The sequence below is a fragment of the Pseudomonas sp. KBN12P06040 genome, from assembly GCF_037574965.1.
Lineage (GTDB): Bacteria > Pseudomonadota > Gammaproteobacteria > Pseudomonadales > Pseudomonadaceae > Pseudomonas > Pseudomonas aeruginosa.
Window position 1 is genome coordinate 1,829,653 of sequence record NZ_JBBELS010000001.1, and the last position, 24,714, is coordinate 1,854,366.

Below are 24,714 nucleotides of genomic sequence, written 5' to 3' on the forward strand. Positions count from 1 at the left end.
CCTCGTCGGGAGGTGGCGGGACGGTCGTGGCGCCCCGCGCGTGTCGGTGTCAGTCCAGCAGCGAGCGGCCTCGCTCCAGGTAGGCGCGCATTTCCGTCTCGGGCACCATGCCGCCGCCGGTGGCCCAGACCAGGTGGGTGGCATTGGCCAGGCGCGCCGAGGTCAGCCCCATGCGTTCGCGATAGCCCTGCGGCTCACGGGTGACCCGGGCGATGCCCGGCGCGCCGGCCAGGGCCGAGGGTTCCAGGCGGATGCCCTGGCTGCGCTCGAGCAACGCGAGCAGGCGGAACAACTCGTCGTCGTCCACCGTGTAGTAGCCGTCGAGCAGGCGCTGCATGGCGCGGCCGACGAAGCCCGACGGACGCCCCACCGCCAGGCCATCGGCGGCGGTGTGGTTGTCGATGCCGAAGTCCTGCACCGAAACCTGCTCGTGGCGGCCGGTATAGACGCCGAGGAACATGCAGGGCGAATGGGTCGGCTCGGCGAACAGGCAGTGCACCGCGTCGCCGAACGCCAGCTTGAGGCCGAAGGCCACCCCGCCGGGACCGCCGCCGACCCCGCAGGGCAGGTGGACGAACAGCGGGTGCTCGCTGTCGACGCGGATGCCGGCGGCGTCCAGCTGGCCGCGCAGTCGCTCGGCGGCGACGGCGTAGCCGAGGAACAGGTCGCGGGAGTTTTCGTCGTCGACGAAATGGGTGTAGGGCTCGCCGGCCGCTTCGCGGCGGCCCTGTTCCACCGCGACACTGTAGTCGGAGGCGTACTCCACCACCGTCACGCCGTGGGCGCGCAGCTTGTCCTTCTTCCACTGGCGGGCGTCGGCGGACATGTGCACGCTGGCCTGGAAGCCCAGCGCGGCGCCGATGATGCCGATGGAAAGGCCCAGGTTGCCGGTGGAGCCCACGGCTATCCGGTGGCGGGCGAAGAATGCCCGGCAATCCGCCTCGGCCAGCCGCGAGTAGTCGTCGTCGAGGCCGACCAGGCCGTGCTCCAGGGCCAGGCGCTCGGCATGGGCGAGCACTTCATAGATGCCGCCGCGGGCCTTGATCGAGCCGGAGATCGGCAGGTGGCTATCGCGTTTCAGCCAGAGCCGGCCGGGCAGTTCGGCGGCGTAATGCTGGCGCAGGGCATCGTGGAAGGCGGCGACCTCGACCAGGTCGGACTCGATGATGCCGCCGCTGGCGGCGGTTTCCGGAAACAGCCGGGCGATCAGCGGGGCGAAGCGCTGCAGGCGGGCGCTGGCGTCGGCCACGTCGGCGGCGCCGAGGCCGACGTCGGCCAGGGCTTCGGCGCTCGGCGCGATGGCCGGGTTGAACCACTCGCTCGGGCGCAGGGCGATCAGGTCGGCCAGGCGCGGGAATTCGGCGAGCCAGTCGGCCTTGGGTGTTCCGAGAATCAACGGCAGTACTCCTGTGGCGGGTAGGGCGGCGAAGGCACAGAGGATATACGCCTGGCCGGCGTTTTTCCTCGTACCCGGCAGGCAAGGCAGAACGCCTCTGCGGCGAAAGGCTTTGCACACGCGAGAATGTGCCGCATGCTTGATATCTTGAACAAGCGATGCGTATTTTGTACGCGGCCGCCGCCCGGTGCGGCATCCGCGATACCAACAAGGATAAGAAGTCATGACTATCGAAGGCCAAGGCTCACTCGCCGAACGGCTGGCTGGAGTTGAAGAAATCGAATGCGTCACCCCCGACCTCAACGGGGTGCCGCGCGGCAAGGTGATGACCGGCGAGGGCTTCCTCAGCGGCCGGCGCCTGCAGCTCGCCCGTGGCGTGCTGCTGCAATGCATCATGGGCGGCTACCCGCCGGCGCGCTTCTATGGCAGCGACGATGGCGACCTGGCGCTGGTCGCCGAGCCGACCCAGGTCCATCGCCTGCCCTGGAGCAACACTCCGCGCGCCTTCGCCATCTGCGACGCGCAGGAACTGGATGGCACGCCGTCCGGGTTGTCCACCCGCGGCCTGCTCAAGCAGGTGGTGGCGCGCTACGCCGCCCACGGCTGGCAACCGGTGGTGGCCACCGAACTGGAATTCTTCGTCTTCGCCCCGAACACCGATCCCAACGAGCCGTTCCAGGCCCCGCTGGGGCCGGATGGCCGGCGCGAGCTGGGCTATTCGGCCTTCAGCGTGTCTTCCAACAACGGCCTGCGGCCGTTCTTCGAGGACGTCTACCGCTGCATGGATGCGCTGGGCCTGGTGCGCGACACCTTCATGCACGAGATGGGCACCAGCCAGTTCGAGATCAACTTCCTGCATGGCGACCCGGTCCTGCTGGCCGACCAGACCTTCCTGTTCAAGCACCTGCTCAAGGAGGTCGCGCTCAAGCACGGCCTGATCGTGGTGTGCATGGCCAAGCCGCTGGCGAAGACGCCGGGCAGCTCGATGCACATCCACCAGAGCATCGTCGAACTGGACGGCGGGCGAAACATCTTCAGCGAAGCCGATGGCGAGCCTTCCGCCGCGTTCCGCCACTTCATCGGCGGCCAGCAGGCCTGCCTGGCGGACTTCACGCCCTTCTTCGCGCCGCACGTGAACTCCTTCCAGCGCCTCTGCCATCCCTACGCATCGCCGAACAACGCCTGCTGGTCCCACGACAACCGCGCCGCCGGCCTGCGCATCCCGGCCAGCGGAGCCTCCGCGCGGCGCGTCGAGAATCGCCTGCCGGGCGCCGACGCCAACCCTTACCTGGCCATCGCCGCCAGCCTGGCCGCCGGTCTCTACGGTCTGGAGCACGAACTGGAGCCGAGCCCGGCGATCCAGGGCGAGTTCGAGGTACCGGAGGAGCTGACCCTGCCCTGCACCATGTACGATGCCCTGCGGCGCCTGAAAGGCAGCGCGCTGGCGCGCGAACTGTTCGGCAGCGAGTTCGTCGAAGGCTACGTGGCGACCAAGAGCATGGAGCTGACCAGCTTCTTCGACGAGATCAGCCCCTGGGAGCGTCGCGTCCTGGCAGCCCAGGCCTGATCCACCGTGGTACTTTCCTAGCCCTGTGTCACCCCCTGCCGCCTCGCGGCGGCAGGGTCGTGGTGTCGGGTGCCGGCTTCGGCATCCCGCGTCCTGTCCCGGGGCCTCCCCGGGACTCCAACGCTGTGCGAGCCGGGCAGTCCGCGAGCGGCGCCGGCTCCCTTGTACGGGACCGGAGGTCCGATGCGGCGGATTTTCTTCTCTTTTCGCGCTCTCTATTTCGCTACCCTGCTGATGCTCACCGGCTCCGGCCTGCTCAGCACCTACCTGGCGCTGCGCCTGGCGGCGGACAAGGTCGACGGCCTGTGGGTCGGCGCGCTGATGGCAGCCAACTACTTCGGCCTGGTGCTGGGCGGCAAGGTCGGTCACCGGCTGATCGCCCGGGTCGGCCACATCCGCGCCTACGTCGCCTGCGCCGGGGTGGTCACCGCCGCGGTCCTCGGCCATGGCCTGCTGCCCTGGCTGCCGGCGTGGATCGCCTTGCGCATGGTGATGGGCCTGGGCCTGATGTGCCAGTACATGGTGATCGAGAGCTGGCTCAACGAGCAGGCCGATGCCAGCCAGCGCGGCGCGGTGTTCGGCGGCTACATGGCGGCTTCCTACCTGGGCCTGGTGCTCGGCCAGATGATCCTGGTGGCGCATCCGCAACTGGGGCCGGAATTGCTGATGCTGGTGGCCTTCTGTTTCGCCCTGTGCCTGGTGCCGCTGGCCCTGACCCACAAGATCCACCCCGCGGCGCTGCGCCCGGCGCCGCTCGAACCACGTTTCTTCATCCGCCGGGTGCCGCAGTCGCTGACCACCGTATTGGTCTCGGGGCTGGTGGTCGGCTCCTTCTATGGCCTGGCGCCGCTGTACGCCAACCAGTTGGGGTTGCCCAACGAGGAGGTCGGCCTGTACATGGGCGCCTGCATCTTCGCCGGGCTGCTGGTGCAGTGGCCGCTCGGCTGGCTGTCCGACCGTCGCGACCGCGCCTGGCTGATCCGCGCCTGCGCCATCCTGCTGTGCCTGTTCGCCTTGCCGCTGGCATTGTTGCAACAGATGCCACTGGCGTTGCTGCTGGCCCTGGGAATCGCCGCGAGCATGTTGCAGTTCACCCTCTATCCGCTGGCAGTGGCCTTTTCCAACGACCACGTGGAGACCGAGCGACGGGTTTCGCTAACGGCCATGCTGCTGGTGACCTTCGGCGTCGGCGCCTGCATCGGGCCGCTGGCGGCCGGCGCGCTGATGCGGCTGTTTGGCGCTAACATGCTATATGCGTTCGTCAGCGCCTGCGCGCTGATCCTGGTATGGCGGGTCCATCCGGAGAAGGTCAGCGGCCTGCACCGGGTCGACGACGCGCCGCTGCACCACGTGCCGACCCCGGACAACATGACCAGCTCCCCGCTGGTCGCGGCGCTCGATCCGCGGGTAGACGAACAGGCGGTGCAGGAACAGATGGTCGATGGCGAGCCCGACGCGCCGCAGGCCGACGGCGCGATGCAGAACTGAATTCCGCTCGCCGCGGGAGCCGATAGGCAGGAGAGGTTGCGATGAGTCCGACGCTTTCCCTTCACCTGATGGTGCGCAACCTGCCGCCAGGGCAGCGGCGGCCGAAGATCGCCCAGGCCATCGGCGAGGAGAGCGCGGGACGCTTGCAGCGGGTATTGCTGGAACGCGCCCTGCGCCTGCCCGATCGCGGTTTCAGTGCCCGCATCCTCTGGTTCGACGACGATCTGGACAGCGATCTGCAGACGCTGGCTATGGCATTGGGCTGGAGCCTGATGAGCCAGCCGGCCGGCGATCCCGGCGAGCGCATGCGGCGTATCGCGGCGCTGGGGTTGGCGGAAAGCGAGGCGGTACTGCTGATTCGCCACGACTGCCCGGTGCTGGACGGCGACTACCTGGAAGCGGCCTGCACCGCCCTGGGCCGCCACCAGGCGGTGCTGGGGCCGGTGGAGCGGGGCGGCTACGCGCTGCTCGGCCTGACCCGGGTCGACCCGCTGTTGTTCGAGTCGATGCCCTGGGGCGGAGACCGCCTGCTGGCGCTGACCTGCGAGCGTCTCCGGCAACTGGGCTGGGAGCATCACCTGTTGCCGGCGCTCTGGGACGTCGACCGTCCCGAGGACCTGCCGCGCCTGGCGGCGCTGGGAGTGGTCCTGTGAGACTCAGAACAGTTCGTCTTTCTCGAAGCGCCGGGCTTCGCGTTGCAACTGGTAGACGAAGCGATCCACCTGGCGCTGGGCGAGGCCGCTCATCTCGCTGAAGCGGACGCCGGCGAAGGTCGCGTCGAGCTTTTCGTCGAAGCGCACGTGACGCAGTTCGATCGCGCTGCTGATCGCGCCCTGTGGCAACTGGGCGCTGAAGTCTTCGTAGATCTCGCCGGGATGCAGGCGTTCGGCGACATTGCCGGCGAAGCGTAGCTTGGCGCCGGTGGCGGAGATATCCAGCAGTTGTCCGCTCAGCGGCGCGCGGAGTTTTTCCCCGGCGATTTCCGCGGCGATCGGCTGGCTCTGCTTGATGCTGGCGCGGTAGGCGTTGCGGCGCTGGTGGTAGAGCACTTCGGCGGGAAGGGCGGCCCAGTAGCAGGGAACGCCGTCGTGTTCGCCGAACTGCACCGGGCGCTCGCATTCCCAGGCGATACGCACGCCTTCGTGGAAGGCTTCGACGCGAAACGCCTCGCCATTCTGCAGGAAACGTTCGCCGGTGTTGGGGATGAGTTCGTCCAGCGCGACCATCCCGCGGTCGCGGTCGATGTCTACCAGGAAGCTCTGGAAGCGCTGGTTGCGATCGGCAAAGGTGATCAGCAGGGAGTCGCGGCTATCCTGCAGCAGGCGCAGGTTGGCCTGGATTTCCACGGGGGCCTTGAGCACCTTCGGGGGTTGCGGCCCCGCTTCTTCGACGAACGGGTTGGGCACCTTCAATGCTCTCCTGGGGCACGAATGCCTCAATGATAGCACTGTGCCTTGATACGTGTGCTGGTCGGGTTCAGGCCTGGCTGAGCGGGCGTTGCCGGCTGCTCGAGGCGGTGCCGCCGCGGCTGTCGTACAGGCTCGGGGCGTCCTGGCCGCGGAGGATGTTCAGCAGGCTGCCGGTGGAAGCCTGGTTGGCGCGGATGATCCGCCCGTTGCGCAGATTGGCCTGCTGGCAACGCTCCAGCAGTTCGCCCAGTTCGTCGCCGCGCGCCAGCAGCTCGGCGCCATCCGCGCGCTCGCGGGCGTAGCGGGCAAGGCCTTCGCGGTCGAGGGAAACGCCGGCTTCGCGGAGGATTTCCGCGCGGGCCCGGCCATTTCGCTCCAGTTGCTGCATCAGTGGCTGCTTGGCCCCGAGAAGCTGTTGCAGGACCGGCAGCTCGCGCCGTTCCAGGGCCTGGAATTCTTCGTCGACCAACTGCAGGAGTTGGCTGGCGTGGCCGATATCCTCGGCGAACAGATCGAGCAGGGTAGGGGAGTCAGGCATCTCGGGCTCGGGAGTTCATTCGGCGTCCAATGTCCTCCAGCGCGTCCTTCGAGGTCAGCGCTGGGATTCGAAGTCGAGCAGCTTGATGGCAACACGCTCGCTGTCGACCTGATAAGTGCCATCGGCGATCGCTTGCTTGATCCGGGCAACCTTATCGTTGTCGACCACCGGCAGGGTCTGCAGCTGGTCCGTGACTTTCTGCATGTTCTGGGCGGTTTCGCTGATCTGCACCGACTCGCCGCTCTTCGGAGCGGAAGTCGCGGCCTGGCCTGCCTTGTCGGCGCCAGTGGCGTCGGGACGCCCCGCGGCGGTGCTGCCGGTACGGCCGGTGGTGGCTGGCGTGCTGCCGGGATTCAGCCGGTTGAAGTCGATGACCATGGTTGTAAACCTCGAAGGTATTGGACGCTTGCCTAGCTTTTCGGCGAAGGCTTGAAAAACTTTAGGACTTATTTTCGTGCGTCGTTTCCCAGTTTAGAGAAACCCGCCGGGGTAGCGCCAGCGCTACCGGCCACGGCTTTCCCTCTACATATTCACCTCGACCGTGCCGGGCTCTATCACGCGGGCCTTGATCACCCGCTGCGAGCGCAGGTTGCGCACGCGGATCTGCTGGCCCGGGGCGCCATCGGACAGCGCCTCGCCGGGGATCTTGACGTTGATGGTGGCGGTGCGCGCGAGAATCACCACCTGATCGCCCTTGCGCACGGCTTCGGCCTGCTCGAGGAAGACCGGCGCCAGCACCTGGTCGTTGACCACCGGTCGGCGCAGTTTCTGCCCGACGACGCGGGCCGGATCGGTCAGGTAGCCCTGGGTCAGCAGGCCGACGTCGCGCTCGACCAGGGCGATGTCGGCATCCTCCAGCACGTGCGCGCGCTTGAGCGGCTGCACTGCGACCACCACCTGGCGGAACAGTTTCACCTGCGCCGGCATGAAGATGGTCCAGGGCGCACTGCCTTCGCAACCGATGCGCACGGTGACCCTGCCGATCGGTTGTGCCGGACTTTCCTGGGTGAGCGTCAAGTCCCTGTCGCATTCGGCCAGGCGCAAGCGCGGGTCGACGCGATTGACCTGAATCTGGTAGCGCCCGTCGAGTCCGCTATTCTGCAGATATTCTTCTACCTTGAATTCAAGAAACCCCTGGGTGGAGCCGATAAGTACCTCGGGAGCGGTAAAACCCTGGGCCTGGCTGTTGTTAGCCGCGCACAGGTAGCCGAGCCCGAGCAAAACGGGTAAAAACCGTAGAGAAATATGGCTACGGGCCATTATTCGTCGAAAAACTGTCGTTGTCTGTTTCATGCAACGGGTTAAGCAATGGTCGTGCCGGAGTCCGGTACGACCGTCTGAGGGGAGCGCCAATGGCCGGTGTTTTGGATTCAGTCAACCAGCGCACGCAGTTGGTCGGACAGAACCGTCTGGAGCTGCTTCTGTTCCGTCTGGACGGTAACCAGCTCTACGGCATCAACGTGTTCAAGGTGAAAGAGGTGTTGCAATGCCCGCGCCTGACGGTGATGCCCAAGTCCAGCCCGGTGGTGCGCGGGGTGGCGAACATCCGCGGAGGCACCATTCCGATCCTCGACCTGGCGCTGGCCACCGGCCGCCGCGGGTTGCAGGACCTGACCAACAGCTTCGCGATCATCACCGAGTACAACACCAAGGTGCAGGGCTTCCTGGTGCGCTCGGTGGAGCGCATCGTCAACATGAACTGGGAAGAGATCCATCCGCCACCCAAGGGCGCCGGCCGCGAGCATTACCTGACCGCGGTGACCCGGGTGGACAAGCAGTTGGTGGAAATCATCGACGTGGAAAAAGTGCTCGCGGAGGTCGCACCGACGTCCGAGGAAGTGTCCCACGGAGTGGTGGACGCCGAGACCCAGAGCCGCGCGGTGACCAAGCGGGTGCTGGTGGTGGACGATTCGTCGGTGGCGCGCAAGCAGGTGACCCGTTGCCTGGAGGCGGTCGGCGTGGAAATGACCGCGCTCAACGACGGGCGCCAGGCCCTGGAGTACCTGCAGAACATGCTCGCCGAGGGACGGCGTCCGGAAGACGAGCTGCTGATGCTGATCTCCGACATCGAAATGCCGGAAATGGACGGTTATACCCTGACGGCGGAAATCCGTAGCGATCCCCGCCTGCAGAAACTGCACATTCTCTTGCATACTTCGTTGTCCGGGGTCTTCAACCAGGCGATGGTGAAGAAGGTCGGTGCGGACGACTTCCTCGCCAAGTTCCGTCCGGACGATCTGGCGGCGCGGGTGGTGGAGCGGATCAAGGCGGTGGACGCGGGCTGAGCGATCGGCCCTCGACAACAATGTGAATACGGGCGACCGGCTGCGTTCCGGTCGCCCAGGGCGAAGAGGCTTATGCGTGTCGGCAGCTAATGCGGATTTCGAGTTGTTCAGGGTCTTCCTCGAGAAGACCTGCGGCATTGTGCTGGGCAGCAACAAGCAGTACCTGGTCTCGAGCCGGCTGAACAAGCTGATGGAGCAGCAGGGCATCAAGAGCCTGGGAGAGCTGGTGCAGCGCATCCAGACCCAGCGCGGCGGCCTGCGCGAGATGGTGGTGGACGCGATGACCACCAACGAGACCCTGTGGTTTCGCGATACCTACCCGTTCGAGGTGCTCAAGCAGCGGGTTCTTCCCGAACTGATCAAGGCCAACGGCGGGCAGCGCCTGCGGATCTGGTCGGCGGCCTGTTCGTCCGGCCAGGAGCCGTACTCGCTATCGATGGCCATCGACGAGTTCGAGAAGACCAACCTGGGGCAGTTGAAGGCGGGCGTGCAGATCGTCGCCACCGACCTGTCGGGGTCGATGCTCACCGCCGCCAAGGCCGGTGAATACGACACCCTGGCGATGGGCCGCGGCCTGTCCCCGGAGCGTCTGCAACGCTATTTCGACGCCAAGGGACCGGGGCGCTGGGCGGTCAAGCCGGCGATCCGCAGCCGCGTCGAGTTCCGCGCCCTGAACCTGCTGGACAGCTACGCCAGCCTCGGCAAGTTCGACATGGTGTTCTGCCGCAACGTGCTGATCTATTTCTCCGCCGAGGTGAAGCGCGACATCCTGCTGCGCATCCATGGCACGCTCAAGCCTGGCGGCTACCTGTTCCTCGGCGCCTCCGAGGCGTTGAACAACCTGCCCGACCACTACCAGATGGTGCAGTGCAGCCCGGGCATCATCTACCGGGCCAAGTAGCGCAAGGAAGCGGACCCGCGCCAGGTTGCGCCGGGGGTGACCTGGCAGCCTGGCGCGGGTCCGCTTGGGACGGGCAGGTGGGACGAGACTTTCGCCCACTGCCCAGGCTCCGAGCGCCACGCGCGGCGGCGCCGTCGCAGCCCGCTCGGTACAGGACGGCTGGCTCGGAGCGGGGCAGTTTAGGACTGCGCGATCTAGTTGTATTGACAGATATTTCTGATAGTCAGGTGATCTGGCAAGTTGCCGCTTTGCCGGGGAACTGCTTACATGATTCAAGCGTTCCCTCGATCCGCCACGCCTACCAGGAGACTTCCATGGCCATCACTGCGCTGCCCTCGGCCGATGGGCAAGAGTTGACCATCCAGATCCAGGGGCGCTTCGACTTCGGGGCCCATCAGGACTTCCGCGACGCCTACGAGCGCGTCGCGATCACTCCGCGACGCTATGTCGTCGACCTGCGCAACGCCACCTACCTGGACAGCTCGGCCCTCGGCATGCTCCTGCTGCTGCGCGACCACGCCGGCGGCGAGAACGCGCAGATCAGCCTGGCGAACTGCAGCCCGGAAGTGCGCAAGATCCTCGCCATCTCCAACTTCGAGCAGTTGTTCAAGATCAGCTGAGATGAATCCCCCGGCGGCGCGGATCGAGAGCCTGACGATTCTCATCGCCGAGGACAACGCGGCCGACCGCCTGCTGCTGTCGACCATCGTCAGCCGCCAGGGGCATCGCGTGCTGACCGCCGGCAACGGCCTGGAGGCGGTGGCGCTGTTCGAGACCGAGCGGCCGCAACTGGTCCTGATGGACGTGATGATGCCGGTGATGGATGGCTTCGAGGCTGCCCGGCGGATCAAGCAGCAGGCTGGCGAAGAGCTGGTGCCGATCATCTTCCTCACCTCCCTCAGCGAAACCGAGGCGCTGGTGCAGAGCCTGGAGGCGGGCGGCGACGACTTCCTCTCCAAGCCGTACAACCGGGTGATCCTCGAAGCCAAGATCAACGCCATGGGACGCCTGCACCTGCTGCAACGAACGGTGCTGGAGCAGCGCGACCTGATCGTCCGGCACAACGAGCACCTGCTCAACGAACAGCGGGTGGCCAAGGCGGTGTTCGACAAGGTGGCCCATTCCGGCTGCCTGAACGCCAGCAACGTGCGCTACCTGCAATCGCCCCTCGCGCTGTTCAACGGCGACCTGCTGCTGGCCGCCTACAAGCCGTCCGGCGGCATGCACGTGCTGCTCGGCGACTTCACCGGCCACGGCCTGCCGGCGGCGATCGGCGCGATGCCGCTGGCCGAGGTGTTCTACGGGATGACCGCCAAGGGCTATCCGATGGCCGACATCCTCCGCGAGATGAACGCCAAGCTGAAGCGCATCCTGCCGGTCGGCGTGTTCTGCTGCGCCACCTTGCTCAACCTGAGCTTCCAGCGCGAACTGGTGGAGGTCTGGAACGGCGGCTTGCCGGACGGCTACCTGCTGCGCGCCGCCAGCGGCGAGCGGGTCGCCCTGGTGTCCCGCCACCTGCCGCTGGGAATCCTCGAGCCGGCGGCGTTCAGCGACCGTTGCGAAACCTATCCGCTGGATATCGAAGATCGGATATTCCTGTTTTCCGACGGTGTCCTCGAGGCCAGCAACAAGGCTGGCGAGATGTTCGGCGAGGCGCGGCTGCTCCGGCTGTTCGAGCACAATCGCCAGCCGTCCGCGCTGTTCGACGAGATCCAGCGCAGCCTGGCGCAGTTCCGCGGCTCGGTGCAGGACGACGTGAGCATGCTCGAGGTGCGGCTGCAGCCGGATAGCGGCCTGCAATGTCCGCCGCTGGCGTTTTCCGATAGCGGTGTGAGCAGTCCGCTGGACTGGTCGGTGAGCTTCGAATTCCGCGCCGAAACCCTCAAGCATTTCAACCCGCTGCCCCATGTGCTGCAACTGCTGCTCGAGGTCCACGACCTGCGCGCGCGCGGCGGTGCGCTATATACGGTACTCGCCGAACTCTATTCGAACGCCCTGGAACATGGCGTCATCGGCCTCGATTCGACGATGAAGAGCGACGCGGCGGGATTCGCCCGCTATTACCAGGAGCGGGTCAGCCGCCTGCAGGCCTTGCGCGACGGCTACGTGCGGCTGCACCTGGACCTGGCGCCGCATGGCGCGGGGGGGCGTCTGCTGGTGCGGGTCGAGGACAGCGGCGAAGGTTTCGACGTGGAGCGCGCGCTGAATGCCGTGGAGCGTCAGGAACGCCTCTGCGGCAGGGGTTTGCGCCTGATCCGCGAATTGTCCGATCGTTGCCAGTGGTCGGCCGACGGAAAGGTGGTGTCCGTGGAGTTTTTCTGGTCGCCTCAGGCATAATCGCGCTTTCGTCGCGGTGCTCCTAATGGGTAGGGCATCGGAAGTCGACTTCAGGGAGCGATCGAATGTCCGCGCCGCATCTCGATGATCGTGTTCTGGCTTCGTTGCAGGAGGTCATGGAGGACGAATATCCGGTCCTGCTGGATACCTTCGTGCTCGACTCCGAGGAGCGCCTGCGCAGCCTGCATGCCGCCCTCCAGGCCGGCGATGCCCAGGCTTTGCGGCATACCGCACACAGCTTCAAGGGAGGCAGCAGCAACATGGGCGCGGTACTCCTCGCCGGCTACTGCAAGGAGCTGGAAGAAAGCGCCAGGCGCGGCGACCTGCAACGGGCGCCGGCGCTGATCGAACAGATGGAGCGCGAATTCGCCATCGTCCGCATCCTTTTCAAACAGGAACGTCAGCGCTATCGCTGAGGTTTTCGTCCTTTCCGGCGACAAGGTACCGGCCCGATCGAGCCTCCCTGGCGTATAATGCGCCGCTCGATTTGGAGTCCTTCATGCGCGAGCAAGCCCTACGCATCCTCAAAGACGTTTTCGGTTACGACGCCTTCCGTGGCAACCAGGCACGGATCATCGAGCGGGTGGCCGAGGGTGGCGATGCGCTGGTACTGATGCCCACCGGCGGTGGCAAGTCCCTGTGTTTCCAGGTCCCGGCGCTGCTGCGCGAAGGCCTGACGGTGGTGGTGTCGCCGCTGATCGCGCTGATGGAGGACCAGGTCGCCACCCTGGACGAACTCGGCGTGCCGGCGGTGGCGCTGAACTCCACCCTCAACCCCGAGCAGCAGCGGGACATCGCCGAGCGCCTGCAGCGCGGCGAGATCAAGCTGCTCTACCTGGCACCGGAACGGTTGGTCCAGCCGCGCATGCTGGCCTTCCTGCAACGACTGCCGGTCGGCCTGTTCGCCATCGACGAAGCGCACTGCGTGTCGCAATGGGGCCATGACTTCCGTCCCGAATACCTGCAGCTCGGCCAGCTTGCCGAGCTGTTCCCGCAGGTGCCGCGGATCGCCCTGACCGCCACCGCGGACATGCGTACCCGCGAGGAGATGATCCAGCGCCTGCACCTGCAGAACGCCGAGCAGTTCCTCTCCAGCTTCGACCGGCCGAACATCTTCTACCGCATCGTGCCCAAGGAGCAGCCGCGCAAGCAGTTGCTCGGCTTCCTCTCCGAGCGGCGCGGCGATGCCGGCATCGTCTACTGCCTGTCGCGGAAGAAGGTCGAGGAGGTCGCGGAATTCCTCGGCAACCAGAGCTTCCCCGCGCTGCCGTATCACGCCGGACTGTCCAACGAACTGCGTGCCCACCACCAGAAGCGCTTCCTCAACGAGGAAGGCTTGATCATGGTGGCGACCATCGCCTTCGGCATGGGCATCGACAAGCCCAACGTGCGTTTTGTCGCCCACCTCGACCTGCCCAAGAGCCTCGAGGCCTATTACCAGGAAACCGGCCGCGCCGGCCGCGACGGCCTGCCGGCCGACGCCTGGATGGCCTACGGCCTGCAGGACGTCCTGCTGCTGCGGCAGATGATGCAGAGTTCCGAGGGCGACGAGCGGCACAAGCGCGTCGAGCGGCACAAGCTGGAAGCCATGCTGGCGCTCTGCGAGGAAACCCGCTGCCGGCGCCAGGCGCTGCTGGCCTATTTCGACGAGGAGATGCCGCAGCCCTGCGGGCATTGCGACAACTGCGTGGACGGCGTGGAAACCTGGGATGCCACCGAATCCGCGCGCCAGGCGCTGTCGGCGATCTACCGCAGCGGCCAGCGCTACGGCGTCGGCCATCTGGTGGATATCCTGCTCGGCCGCGAGACCGAGAAGATCCGCAGTCTCGGCCACCAGCACCTGGCGGTGTTCGGGATCGGCAAGGGGCGCGGCGAAGACGAGTGGCGGACCCTGTTTCGCCAGTTGGTCGCGCGCGGCCTGGCCGACGTCGACCTGGACGGCTTCGGCGGCCTGCGCCTGACCGAGGCCTGTCGTCCGCTGTTGCGTGGCGAGGTGCGGCTGGAGCTGCGCCGCGACCTCAAGCCACAGCGCGCCAAGGGCTCCTCCAGCGGCGGCGCCAGCGCCGCCAGCCAATTGGTGCGCAGCGAAGAGCGGGAAATGTGGGAGGCCCTGCGCGCGCTGCGGCGCAAGCTGGCCGAAGAGCATTCGGTGCCGCCCTATGTGATCTTCCCCGACGCGACCCTGCTGGAAATGCTCCGCAGCCAGCCGCGCTCGCTATCCGACATGGCCCAGGTCAGCGGGGTCGGCGCGCGCAAGCTGGAGCGCTACGGCCAGGCCTTCCTCGATGTCCTCACCGACTCGCCGGCGGCGCCCGCCGCGCCGCCGCAGGACCTGCGCCACGAATTGGCCAGCCTGGCCTGTGCGGGGATGACCCCGGCGCAGATAGCCCGCCAGCTCAATTGCAGCGAGAAGAACGTCTACGCGATGCTCGCCGAGGCCATCGCCGGTCAGCAGGTGAGCCTGGAGCAGGCGCTGGATCTGCCCGAGGAACTCCTCGGCGAAATCCAGGACGCCTTCCTCGAGGAAGACGGCGAACTGCCGCCGGTGGCGGCGCTGGAGGAGCGTTTCGGCAAGCGGGTGCCGAGTGGCGTGCTGCACTGCGTGCGCGCCGCCCTGCAGGTGGAACTGGAGTCGTGATATGGCCATTTGCCGGTATTTTCTGACGCCAATCTTGTGACGTCCTTCGCAAGCGTCTACTGTGACGCCAAGCCCTCCAAGAGAAGAGGTGTGCGTGACACAGAAGGACCGGTTGGACGACTCCCGTTCCAACCTCTATGCCGACCAATTGAACCGCGGTTTCCGCGGTCTGCGTTTCCTTCCCGAACTGGAGCGTGACTACCGGCGCTACATGCTGGAGGACAGCTTCGCGCTGAAACGCATCGCCCTCAGCGTCGGCATGCTCGTCTGGCTGGCGTTCATCGGCATCGACCTGCTGATCCTCGCTGGTCCCCCGCTGTGGGGCGTACTGGCGGTGCGCCTTGGCGTGCTGGTCCTGCTACTGGTCTGCGGCTGCCTGATCATGCTGCGCCGGCACATCCAGCTGATGGTGCCGCTGAGCATCGCCTGCGTCCTCGCCCTTGGCGTCGGTGCGGCGGCGGTGGTCGGCCTGGCGCACCGGGCGGATCCAGGTTATCCCTACGAAGGCCTGCTGCTGGTCAGTTTCGCCGCCTATTTCCTCGCCGGCCTGCGGTTGTCGCAGGCATTGAGCTGTGCGTTGGTGGTGCTGCTCGCCTACCTGGGTTTCGAGTGGTGGGCGGGTACCCAGGAGCCGCTGGGCAACAACCTGCTGTTCCTGCTGTTCGGTAACCTGATCGGCGCGGTCGGCTGCTACCTGCTGGAGTTCAAGTCGCGCGAGCATTTCCTCATCAGCCGCCTGTTGCGGGTGATGGCCGACCACGACAGCCTGACCGGCCTGCACAACCGGCGCAGCTTCAACCAGCACCTCGACCGCCTCTGGCGCCAGGCCCAGCGCGAACAGAAGACCCTGGCGCTGCTGCTTTGCGACGTCGACCATTTCAAGGCCTATAACGACCGCTACGGACACCAGGCTGGCGATGCGGTCCTGCAGCGCATCGGCGCGGTGTTCGAGGCGAATGCCAGGCGTCCGCTGGACATGGCGGTGCGCCTGGGCGGCGAGGAGTTCGCCCTGTTGCTGTACGGCGCCAACGAGCATGAGGCGAGGCTGCGCGCGGAAGCGCTGCGCGCGCAGGTGCAGGCGCTGCGCATGGAGCACGAGGCGTCGGACACGGCGCGCGAAGTGACCCTGTCGGTCGGCGTGTCCTGCCTGTGGCCGACCCCGGGCAACGACCTGAAGCGCCTCTACGATCTCTACGAGCATGCCGATCGCGCGCTTTACGAAGCCAAGGCATTCGGCCGCAATCAGGTGGTGGCCTGAGTCCATGGCCGATTTTGTCCCTGTGGCTGGCGCCGCCGGTGACTGCGGGACGAAGCGGCGAATGCTAGGTTCGACAGGAAAAAATGGCAGGCACGGCCGCTCTTCGCAGAGCTGCCGGCCCCGCCGCGAGACGACTTCCGGACGGACCCCATGCAGCGCTTGATCCAGGCCAACGGCCAACCGCACTACGGCATCTTCCCGAGTGCCCCGCAGCACATCAATTACCGCGATTTCGACTTCCGTTCGCCGATGGGCCGGCGCGTGGGGGCCCTGGGCAAATGGCGACGCTTCCATCAGTTCCAGTACTTCGGCCTGATCAGCCCGGAGCTGATCGGCGGCTGCGCCCTGGCCCAGCTGAGCTTGCTTGGCGTCGGCTTCGTCTACCTCTACCAGCCTTCCAGCGGACGCATGCTGGAGCGGCGCTTCAAGCTGCCGCTGGGGTTCGGAACCCGGTTTTCCCAGACCCCGGACGACGGCGTCTGCGAACTGCGCCAGGGGCGCAACCTGCTACGCCTGGAGAACCGTACGGCTCCCCGGGAGAAACGCCTGCTGGTGGAACTCGACGATGGCACCCGCATCGACGCCTGCTTCAGCGAGGAGGCGCCGAGCTTCCAGCCTATGTGCCTGTGTACGCCGACCGCGGTGAACGGCTGGGTCTATGCGCAGAAGGTGGCCGGCGTGCGCTGTCGCGGCGACGTGCGCAGCGCCCTCGGCGACCACGACCTGCAGGCGCTGGACGCCTTCGCCCATCACGACTGGTCGGCGGGCTACATGCGCCCGGAAACCTTCTGGAACTGGGCTTGCCTGTCCGGCGAGGCGGACGGCTTGCGGGTCGGCCTGAACCTGTCGTGCGGGGTCAACGAGACCAGCTTCACCGAGAACTGCTACTGGCTGGACGGCGAACTGCTGAAGGTCGACAGCGTGCGCTTCGACTTCGACCGCGACCAGCCGCTGCGGCCCTGGACCATCCGTTCATACGATGGCCAGGTAGAGCTGCGCTTCGAGGCCCACGGCATGCACCAGGAGCGGCTGAACCTCGGTCTGCTGGCGAGCAACTTCAAGCAGATCTTCGGTTGTTTCAGCGGTGTGCTGCGCCCGCGAGGTCGTGCCGAGGTGAGGATCGAGCGGCTCTGGGGCTTCGTCGAGGACCAGTACGCCAAGTGGTAGACGGGGCCTGGCCTGGGCATATCGTGCGACAATTTGTCATTGTACGAGGGAAAATTGGACGGGCATTATTAGCCGACTAATAATTAGTCAAATGAAATATCGGACCTCTTTTTTCCTATGGCTCAGACAGACAAGCACTATTTCGGCACCTTGCTAGCCCAGACTTCCCGTGCTTGGCGCGCTGAACTCGACCGCCGCCTCAGTCACCTCGGCCTGTCCCAGGCGCGCTGGTTGGTGTTGTTGCATCTGGCGCGCCATCGCGATTCGCCCACCCAGCGCGAGTTGGCCCAATCGGTCGGGGTCGAAGGCCCGACCCTGGCGCGACTGCTCGACGGCCTCGAGTCCCAGGGCCTGGTACGACGCCTGGCGGTGGCGGAGGACCGGCGGGCCAAGCACATCGTGCTGACGCCCAAGGCCGATGTGCTGATCGCCGATATCGAGGCCATCGCCGCCAGCGTTCGCAACGACGTACTGACCGGCATCGACGAGTCCGAGCAGGCGCTATGCCAGCAGGTGCTCTTGCGAATCCTGGCGAACCTGGAAAAGCGCTGAGCACTGCGTCACAAAATTCCGCTAGAATCGCCATTTTTATGGCATCACCTCCAGGGCTTTCGTTCGAAAGCCCTCTACAGAGGTTTTCGTCGGTTTTCTGACGAAAAATCTTGACCGTTTCTACGGCATTCCTCTATTCAGTGATGGCAAAAAGCCATGTCTCGCGCCATGTGGTGCGTTCAGCCCTGTACGGGGCGAAATTCGGGCTAACGTGAAATAGATGTAGCAGTCGACCGCTGGCCGGCTGCGTGCTCGAAGTGCGGAGAAAAGAACGGAATGCCCGGTAAAGCCTTGCGTGTCATGCTGTGTGCCTGGTCGTGCCTGTTGGCCGGCCAGGCGAGCGCCCTGGGAGTGGGGGACATCACCCTGCATTCGGCGCTCAACCAGCCGCTGGATGCGGATATCGAACTGTTCGACGTCGGCGATCTCGGCGCGGACGAGATCGAGGTCCGCCTGGCGGGCGCCGACGTCTTCGCCGCGGCCGGGGTGGAACGCTTGCAGTTCCTCAACGAGCTGCGTTTCAGTCCGGTGCTCCAGGGGCGCGGTGGCAATCGCATCCATGTGTCCTCGAGCCGACCGGTGCAGGAGCCCTACCTGAATTTCCTGGTGGAGGTGGCCCGCCCCAACGGCCGCATCGTCCGCGAATTCACCGTACTGCTCGATCCGCTCGGTTATACGCCGCGTATGCTTCCGGCCGCGCGCAGCGGGATCGAGCCGCAGCGGCAATCCTCGACGCCGGCGCCTGCGCCGCGTAGTGCCGCGGTCGTCGTAGACCCGGCACTGCTGGAGCCGGGCGACGAATACCTGGCTCGCCCCAGCGACAACCTCTGGGCCATCAGCGGACGCCTGCGTGGTGCCGGCAACGCCGATCGCGCGCAACTCATGGAGGCCCTGTACCAGCTCAATCCGCAGGCCTTCGTCAATGCCGACCGGCACCGGCTCAAGGCCGGCGCGCGCCTGCGCCTGCCGGCCGGCTACCAGCCGGAGCGAGGCGCGCCCGGCGCCGTGAAGGAGGCGGCCGTGGAAGTCCTGCCGCCAGCCGATGCCGCCGTGGTGGAAAACGCTCCGGCGGCTCTCGTCGAGGCGCAGCGCCAGGCGGATGCCGAGGCCGAGGCGCTGGCCCGGCAACGGGAGGAACTGAGCCAGCGGATGGACGATCTGCAACGCCAGTTGCAGGCCTTGCAGGAACAACTGCAGCAGCGCGATCGCCAGGTCGCCGAACTGCAACAGCAACTGGCCCGGCGCCAGGCGGTGCGGCCCGCGGCGCCGCCGCCCGCCGCGGCCGCGCCTTCGGTTGCGCAACCGGTTGAAACGCCGACGGACTCGCAGCACTGGCGCTGGATGATCGTCCTGCTGCTGGTCCTCGCCCTGCTCGGCGTATTGCTGTTGCGTCGCCGCCGCGAAGAGACTCCTGTCCCAGCGGTCGAACCGAAGCGCCGGGTTGCCCTGAACCTGCCGCTGCGCCGTGCGCCGCGCCCCCCGGCGGCCGCACCGGCGCCGGCAAAGGTCGAGGAACAGGCCAGGCCGCCGGTCGCCGTTCCCTCCAGCCCGCCGCCGTCTCCTCCGCCTGCTCCGGCCGCCGCTCCGCGCGCCGCCATGGCTGCGGCGGACAAGCTGGACGGCGCCGACATCTATATCGCCTACGGTCGCTACGGACAGGCCCGCGACCTGCTGCGTCAGGTCCTCGCCGAGCAGCCGCAGCGCCTGAGCGCGCGGATGAAGCTGTTGCTGGTGCTGGCTGAGCTGGGCGATGCGGCCGGCTTCGACGCGCTGGCCGAGGAAACCCTGGCCACTGGCGGCAACCCGGAGGCCATCGACGAGTTGCGCGGACGCTACCCGGCGCTGCTACAGATGCCGGCGACCGAGACGCCGGCGGCAACCAAGGACGACGACTGGAGCGACCTGCCGCTGGCCGAGCCGCCCGCCGCGCAGCAGCCGGATGCGACCTCGGGCGCCGACGGCTTCGGCGACCTCAACCTCGATCTCGATCTCGACTGGGGCGCCCTGGAGAATCCCCTGGACAACCCCGACCTGCCGCGCCGCGCCGCTGCCGGCAAGGCGGAACCGGCGGAGGAGGAGCCCCTGGCGTTCGAGAGCAATCTCCATGAACTGCCGGATGTCGCCGAGTACGAACACCTCGAACTCGACCAGCCGGAGCCGGCCACGGTGCCGCCGGAGGAGGCCTCGGCCAGCCTGGACCGGGCCCGCGCCTGCATCGACAGCGGCGATCTCGACCAGGCCAGCCGCATCCTGCGCCTGGTGGTGGCGCACGGCGACCCGTGGCAGAAGGCCGAGGCGCGCGAGTTGCTGGCGCTGATCGCCTGAACTCCGCTCAGAAGTTCTGTCCGAGGTTCAGGTAGAACGCCTTGAAGTTCTCGTCGTTGATCCCGTAGCTGAAGGTCAGCGGCCCCAGCGGCGTATCGAAGCCGATCATCAGGCTGGCGGCGTTGATGTAGCCGCTGTCGTATTCGTTGTCGTTGTTCCAGATGCGTCCGCGCTCGATGCTGCCGCCCAGGTACAGCGGGAAGTCCAGCGGCAGGAAGGAACGTTCGGTGAGGCGCCGGTAATAGACGATCCGTCCCAGGCTGTAGTTCTGCCCGGACAGCGCGTCGCGGCGGAAGCCCGACAGCTCGCGGGCGCCGCCGAGGGTGAAGCTGGAGGTGACCACCTCGGCGTCGTCCAGGGTGCGCCCGTAGCCGCCGCCGAACACCCAGGTGTCGGCGCCGAAGCTGAGCGCCTTGTTCAGCCGCAGGTCCCACTGCCGGTAGCTGTCGTCCGAGCCGAGGGACTTGTCGTAGCGGCGCATGGTCAGGCCGATCTCCTCGCCCTCGTGGGGGAAATTGACGTCGTCGACGGTGTCGAACGAGTACTTCAGTTCGTAGTAGCCCTCGGTGAAGTCGATGTCCGGCAGGCTCGGGTCGCCGATGCGTACGTCGGCCTTGCCGTAGGCCTGCACCGCGCCCAGGCGGATTTCGCCGTTGTTGGCGATCTGCCGGCCGACGTTGAGGCCGTAGCCGTAGCGCTCCAGGCGATAGCGCAGCAGCGGGTCGTTGTTCTCGGTGACGTCGACGTTCTGTGCCTCGTGGAACAGGAAGGGCGCGACGAAGTAGCGCGAGCCGACGTCGAGCGGCTGGTAGAACTCGCTGTAGAGTTCCTGGCGGTCGCCGAGCTGGACCCGGGTCAGCCACTCGGCGCCGAGCCGGTTGAGGCCGTTCATGCGGTAGCTGCCGCCGAGGTTGAAGGTGCTTTCGCCGCGCATGTCGTCTGACAGGTTGAGGCCCAGGCGAAGGAAGTCGGTGCCGCCTTTCTTGCCGGTGGCGTGGATCACCAGGGTGTTGAGCTTCTTCTCCTTGACCACCCGGTACTGCACCTGGTCGAAGTAGTCGAGGCCGTAGAGGGTGCTCATGTCGTCCTGCAGGCGGCCGAGGTCGAGGCGCGTGCCGAGCGGCTGGCGGATGTAGTGGCGGATCACCTCGTCGCTGACCTTCGAGTTGTTCTCCACGCGGATCGCGTCGATCACCGGCTTGCGCTGGTTCGGCGTGCGCGCCACGTCGAGCGCTTCGCTGTTGAGGTCCTTCGGCTTGCGCAACTCGGCGAGGCGCGCGGCGAGCACCGTGGTGGCGCGGTAGCCGGCGTCGATCAGTTGCGGCACGCGGCCGAAGTCGGTGGTGCCGTAGCCGGACAGCGGCGGCTGGATCAGCACGTCGCCGGGCTTGAGCGTGGCCAGCTGGGCTTCGGAGTTCTTCCGGGTCATCAGGGTGATCGACTGGTTCATCACGTCGAGCACGGTGCTCAGGTCCTTGCGGTCGCGCAGCGGGTTGCCGATGTCGACCACGATCACCACGTCCACGCCCATGTCGCGCGCCACGTCCACCGGGATGTTGTCGACCATGCCGCCATCCACCAGCAGCCTGCCGTCGATCTCCACCGGGGCGAACACGGCGGGGATCGACATGCTGGCGCGGATCGCCTGGGGCAGGTGGCCCTTGCGGAACACCACTTTCTCGCCGGTTGCGATATCGGTGGAGACGGCGCGGAAGGGGATCGCCAGCTTGTCGAAGTCGCGGTTGTCGCTGGTGTGCACCAGCAGGCTTTCCAGCACCATCGCCAGGTTCTGGCCCTGGATCACCCCCAGCGGCAGGCCGAGGGTGCCGTCGTCGCGGAAGCTGATCTTCTGCTTGACCAGGAAGTCGCGGTCGTCCTGCTTGCGGCGGAACGGCACGTCCTTGCGCGGCGGCGCGTCGGACAGCGCCTGCTGCCAGTCCATCTCCAGGGCGATGCGCTCCAGTTCGGCGGGGGTGTAGCCGGAGGCGTACAGGCCGCCGACCACCGCGCCCATGCTGGTGCCTGCGATGGCGTCGATCTGGATGCCCTGTTCGTCGAGGGCCTTGAGCACGCCGATATGGGCCAGGCCACGGGCGGCACCTCCGGAGAGGACCAGGCCGATCTTCGGCCGGGCCTCCGTGGCGAGGGCGGACAGGGGAAGCAGGAGCAGCAGTACGAGCAGCAGGCGGCGCATGAGAACGATCCGGAGCCGGGTGAAAAGGCGGCTATTATAGGCGCGACCGTTTCCCCTGAGCCGCCGACATGCCCACCGCCAAGCCCGAAATCGTCATCACCTATTGCACCCAGTGCCAGTGGCTGCTGCGTGCCGCCTGGCTGGCCCAGGAACTGCTCAGCACCTTCGCCGACGATCTCGGAAAAGTCTGCCTGGAGCCCGGAACCGGGGGCGTCTTCCGTATCACCTGCGACGGCGTGCAGGTCTGGGAGCGCAAGGCCGACGGCGGCTTCCCCGAGGCCAAGGCGCTCAAGCAGCGGGTTCGCGACCGCATCGACCCGCAACGCGACCTCGGGCACAACGATCGTCCTTCCCGCTGAACCGCTGCCGTCCGCCCATGGCTTGTTGCAGGTCAACGGGCGGCGCGGCGCATAGGCATAGCCTGGGGGCATTCATCCTGTCGAAGGGAGTGCCCATGAGCATCATCGTCACCGGCGCCGCCGGCTTCATCGGCAGCAATCTGCTGCAGGCGCTGAACCGGCGCGGCGAGACCGACATCATCGCGGTGGACGATCTCACCGACGGCGAGCAGTTCCGCAACCTGGCGGACGCCGATATCGCCGACTACCTGGACCAGAACGACTTCCTCGAGCGCTACGCCCGCGGCGACTTCGGCACGGTCCGCGCGCTGTTCCACCAGGGCGCCTGCGCCAGCACCCTGGAAAGCAATGGCCGCTACATGATGGAGAACAACTACCGCTACAGTTGCCGCCTGCTGGAAAGCAGCCTGGAACTCGGCGTGCCGTTCCTCTACGCCTCGTCGGCGGCGGTCTACGGCGTCGGCCGGACCTTCCGCGAGGCGCGCCAGTACGAGCGGCCGCTGAACGTCTACGGCTATTCCAAGTTCCTCTTCGACCAGCGTGTGCGGCGGGCGCTGCCGCAGGCGCGCAGCCAGGTGGTCGGCCTGCGTTACTTCAACGTCTACGGGCCGCGCGAGGAACACAAGGGGCGGATGGCCTCGGTGGCCTACCACTGCTACCAGCAATTGCGCCGCGACGGGCGGGTCGAACTGTTCGGCGAACACGGCGGCTTCCCGCCCGGCGGCCACCTGCGCGACTTCGTCGCGGTGGAGGACGTGGCGCGGGTCAACCTGCATTTCTTCGACCATCCGCAGCGTTCGGGAATCTTCAACCTCGGCAGCGGCCAGGCACGGACCTTCAACGAGGTCGCCCTGGCGGTGATCAATAGCGTCCGCGCCAACGCCGACCAGCCGCCCCTGTCGCTGCAACAGGCGGTGGAAAGCGGCCTGCTCGGCTACCGCGAGTTCCCCGAGTCGCTGCGGGCGCGCTACCAGAGCCATACCTGCGCCGACCTGGAGCTGCTGCGCGAGGCGGGCTACCGCGACGATTTCCAGAGCCTGGAAGAGGGCGTCTCCGGCTACTGCCGCTGGCTGGCGCGCAGTGCCTGAGGGATCCTGCTCAGCGGCCCAGCGCCCCGCCTACCGGGGTGCGGGCGAAGCGCAGCTCCGGCAGCAGGGTCAGCAGCGCCAGCACCCCGAGGGCCGCGCCGACCCAGAGCGCGCCCTGCAGGCCGAATCCGCCGGCGATGCCCAGGCCGCCGATCCAGGAACCGGCCATCACGCCGAGCATGATGCAGGCGGTGTGCACCGAGTTGACCAGCATGTTGTTATGGCCGACCCGTGCGCCGCGGGTCACCAGCGCCGGGTTCATCGACACCCCGGTCAGGCCGATCACCACCAGCGCCGCCACCGCCACCGCCGGAACCTGTCCGAACAGGGCGAAGGCCACCATCGCGGCGATGGCCGCCAGCAGGCCGAAGGCCAGGACCGCGATGGTATGGCGGTCGGCCAGGCGGCCGACGATGTTGTTGCCCACCAGCGTCGCCAGGCCGTAGACCACCAGCAGCAGCGGTACGGTCGAGGCGGAGAAGCCGCTGACCTCGGTGAGGATCGGCACGAAATAGGTGAAGCCGGCGAAGGTGGCGCCGATCAGCAGCAGGCTGGTGGCGTAGACCCACCATAGATGGGCGTTCCTGAACACCTTCAGTTCCTCGCGCAGCGAACCGCTGCCCGCCGACCCCGGGATCGCCGGCATCAGCTGCAACACCAGCAGGCCGACCAGCACCGCCACCAGCGCCACCGCGAAGAAGCTCGCGCGCCAGCCGTACCATTCGCCCAGCCAGGTGGCGACGGGCAGGCCGAGCACGGTGCCGACCATCAGGCCACCGAGCACCAGCGACGACGCGCGGCCGAACTGGTTGCCTTCGACCAGTTCGGCGCAGGCGGTCAGCGCCACGCCGAAGAAGGCCGCGGCGGCGACCGCGGTGACCAGTCGCGCCGCGACCATCACCGCATAGCCCGGCGCCAGGGCGCCGATGACCTGGCCGACCACGAACAGCGCGATCAGGCCGAGCAGGGCGTTCTTGCGCGGCACCCGGAGCAGGGCGGTGGTCAACAACGGGCCGCCGACGGCCATCGCGCCGGCGTAGAAGGTGACCAGGTAGCCGATCGCGGCGAAGGACACGCCGAATTCGGCGGCCAGCGCCGGCATCAGCCCGGCGACCATGTATTCGCTGGTGGTCAGGGCGAAGATCGCGGCACCGAGCACGTAGACAATCAAAGGCATGTTTCCAGCTCCCGAGCGGTTCAGACGACGATGAA

22 protein-coding genes are annotated in these 24,714 nt (G+C 66.9%); 15 read left to right on the forward strand and 7 right to left on the reverse strand.

What is annotated here, in order from left to right; all coding sequences use genetic code 11:
- Window positions 1–49: 49 nt before the first annotated feature.
- On the reverse strand, window positions 50–1,396 hold the full coding sequence (dsdA, locus tag VQ067_RS08660; RefSeq protein ID WP_033990740.1) for a D-serine ammonia-lyase: 1,347 nt from the start codon (window positions 1,394–1,396) through the stop codon (window positions 50–52).
- 325 nt (window positions 1,397–1,721) lie between these two features.
- Here dsdA and VQ067_RS08665 point away from each other — a divergent pair, with 325 nt between their 5' ends.
- The 3 genes from VQ067_RS08665 to VQ067_RS08675 all read left to right on the forward strand — a co-directional run bounded on the left by VQ067_RS08665 (window position 1,722) and on the right by VQ067_RS08675 (window position 5,104).
- Window positions 1,722–2,963 (forward strand): glutamine synthetase family protein, encoded by a 1,242-nt coding sequence (locus VQ067_RS08665; RefSeq protein WP_003119633.1) that lies wholly within the window; start codon window positions 1,722–1,724, stop codon window positions 2,961–2,963.
- A 183-nt stretch (window positions 2,964–3,146) separates the two neighbouring features.
- Window positions 3,147–4,451 (forward strand): MFS transporter, encoded by a 1,305-nt coding sequence (locus VQ067_RS08670; protein WP_009313683.1) that lies wholly within the window; start codon window positions 3,147–3,149, stop codon window positions 4,449–4,451.
- A 41-nt stretch (window positions 4,452–4,492) separates the two neighbouring features.
- Window positions 4,493–5,104 (forward strand): TIGR04282 family arsenosugar biosynthesis glycosyltransferase, encoded by a 612-nt coding sequence (locus VQ067_RS08675; RefSeq protein ID WP_003130276.1) that lies wholly within the window; start codon window positions 4,493–4,495, stop codon window positions 5,102–5,104.
- A 3-nt stretch (window positions 5,105–5,107) separates the two neighbouring features.
- Here VQ067_RS08675 and flgZ read toward each other — a convergent pair whose 3' ends face one another.
- From flgZ to flgA, 4 genes are all read right to left on the reverse strand, one after another.
- Window positions 5,108–5,899, reverse strand: a complete 792-nt coding sequence (gene flgZ, locus VQ067_RS08680; RefSeq protein ID WP_003119635.1) for a flagellar brake protein FlgZ — start codon at window positions 5,897–5,899, stop codon at window positions 5,108–5,110.
- Between the two features lie 28 nt (window positions 5,900–5,927).
- Complete coding sequence (locus VQ067_RS08685) at window positions 5,928–6,398, reverse strand: flagella synthesis protein FlgN (protein ID WP_003091733.1); 471 nt, start codon at window positions 6,396–6,398, stop codon at window positions 5,928–5,930.
- Window positions 6,399–6,452: 54 nt separating this feature from the next.
- Window positions 6,453–6,776 (reverse strand): flagellar biosynthesis anti-sigma factor FlgM, encoded by a 324-nt coding sequence (gene flgM / locus VQ067_RS08690; RefSeq protein WP_340080820.1) that lies wholly within the window; start codon window positions 6,774–6,776, stop codon window positions 6,453–6,455.
- Between the two features lie 144 nt (window positions 6,777–6,920).
- Complete coding sequence (gene flgA / locus VQ067_RS08695) at window positions 6,921–7,619, reverse strand: flagellar basal body P-ring formation chaperone FlgA (RefSeq protein ID WP_074241419.1); 699 nt, start codon at window positions 7,617–7,619, stop codon at window positions 6,921–6,923.
- Between the two features lie 131 nt (window positions 7,620–7,750).
- Between flgA and VQ067_RS08700 the strand changes: the two genes are divergently transcribed.
- The 10 genes from VQ067_RS08700 to VQ067_RS08745 all read left to right on the forward strand — a co-directional run bounded on the left by VQ067_RS08700 (window position 7,751) and on the right by VQ067_RS08745 (window position 19,861).
- Window positions 7,751–8,683: a chemotaxis protein CheV gene (locus VQ067_RS08700; RefSeq protein WP_003091730.1), complete on the forward strand. Its 933-nt coding sequence runs from the start codon at window positions 7,751–7,753 to the stop codon at window positions 8,681–8,683.
- Window positions 8,684–8,759: 76 nt separating this feature from the next.
- A complete protein-coding gene (gene cheR, locus VQ067_RS08705; RefSeq protein WP_003091728.1) occupies window positions 8,760–9,584 on the forward strand; it encodes a protein-glutamate O-methyltransferase CheR in 825 nt (274 codons plus the stop codon).
- Between the two features lie 314 nt (window positions 9,585–9,898).
- Window positions 9,899–10,204: an anti-anti sigma factor HsbA gene (gene hsbA / locus VQ067_RS08710; protein ID WP_003091727.1), complete on the forward strand. Its 306-nt coding sequence runs from the start codon at window positions 9,899–9,901 to the stop codon at window positions 10,202–10,204.
- Window position 10,205: 1 nt separating this feature from the next.
- Window positions 10,206–11,921, forward strand: coding sequence for a two-component system response regulator HsbR (hsbR, locus tag VQ067_RS08715; RefSeq protein WP_003109304.1), 1,716 nt, complete (start codon window positions 10,206–10,208; stop codon window positions 11,919–11,921).
- A 65-nt stretch (window positions 11,922–11,986) separates the two neighbouring features.
- Window positions 11,987–12,337: a two-component system sensor histidine kinase HtpB gene (gene htpB / locus VQ067_RS08720; protein WP_003091725.1), complete on the forward strand. Its 351-nt coding sequence runs from the start codon at window positions 11,987–11,989 to the stop codon at window positions 12,335–12,337.
- Window positions 12,338–12,420: 83 nt separating this feature from the next.
- On the forward strand, window positions 12,421–14,559 hold the full coding sequence (gene recQ / locus VQ067_RS08725; RefSeq protein ID WP_033990736.1) for a DNA helicase RecQ: 2,139 nt from the start codon (window positions 12,421–12,423) through the stop codon (window positions 14,557–14,559).
- Between the two features lie 88 nt (window positions 14,560–14,647).
- Entirely contained in the window at window positions 14,648–15,817 is a 1,170-nt protein-coding gene (locus VQ067_RS08730; RefSeq protein ID WP_003119637.1) for a GGDEF domain-containing protein, read from the forward strand.
- Between the two features lie 150 nt (window positions 15,818–15,967).
- A complete protein-coding gene (locus VQ067_RS08735; RefSeq protein WP_003109306.1) occupies window positions 15,968–16,984 on the forward strand; it encodes a DUF2804 domain-containing protein in 1,017 nt (338 codons plus the stop codon).
- 117 nt (window positions 16,985–17,101) lie between these two features.
- Entirely contained in the window at window positions 17,102–17,536 is a 435-nt protein-coding gene (locus VQ067_RS08740) for a MarR family transcriptional regulator (protein ID WP_003091721.1), read from the forward strand.
- 276 nt (window positions 17,537–17,812) lie between these two features.
- Window positions 17,813–19,861 carry a FimV/HubP family polar landmark protein gene (locus VQ067_RS08745; protein WP_033990733.1) on the forward strand — a complete coding sequence of 683 codons (2,049 nt, stop codon included), beginning with the start codon at window positions 17,813–17,815 and terminating at the stop codon, window positions 19,859–19,861.
- Window positions 19,862–19,868: 7 nt separating this feature from the next.
- Here VQ067_RS08745 and plpD read toward each other — a convergent pair whose 3' ends face one another.
- Window positions 19,869–22,055 carry a patatin-like phospholipase PlpD gene (gene plpD / locus VQ067_RS08750; RefSeq protein ID WP_003091718.1) on the reverse strand — a complete coding sequence of 729 codons (2,187 nt, stop codon included), beginning with the start codon at window positions 22,053–22,055 and terminating at the stop codon, window positions 19,869–19,871.
- A gap of 68 nt (window positions 22,056–22,123) precedes the next feature.
- Between plpD and VQ067_RS08755 the strand changes: the two genes are divergently transcribed.
- Together VQ067_RS08755 and rfaD are read left to right on the forward strand one after the other, a co-directional pair.
- On the forward strand, window positions 22,124–22,414 hold the full coding sequence (locus VQ067_RS08755; protein WP_003091717.1) for a SelT/SelW/SelH family protein: 291 nt from the start codon (window positions 22,124–22,126) through the stop codon (window positions 22,412–22,414).
- Window positions 22,415–22,509: 95 nt separating this feature from the next.
- Window positions 22,510–23,502 (forward strand): ADP-glyceromanno-heptose 6-epimerase, encoded by a 993-nt coding sequence (gene rfaD / locus VQ067_RS08760; protein WP_034019771.1) that lies wholly within the window; start codon window positions 22,510–22,512, stop codon window positions 23,500–23,502.
- Between the two features lie 10 nt (window positions 23,503–23,512).
- Here the strand turns inward: rfaD and VQ067_RS08765 are convergent, their stop codons facing one another.
- A complete protein-coding gene (locus VQ067_RS08765; RefSeq protein WP_014603947.1) occupies window positions 23,513–24,679 on the reverse strand; it encodes an MFS transporter in 1,167 nt (388 codons plus the stop codon).
- Window positions 24,680–24,714 lie beyond the last annotated feature (35 nt).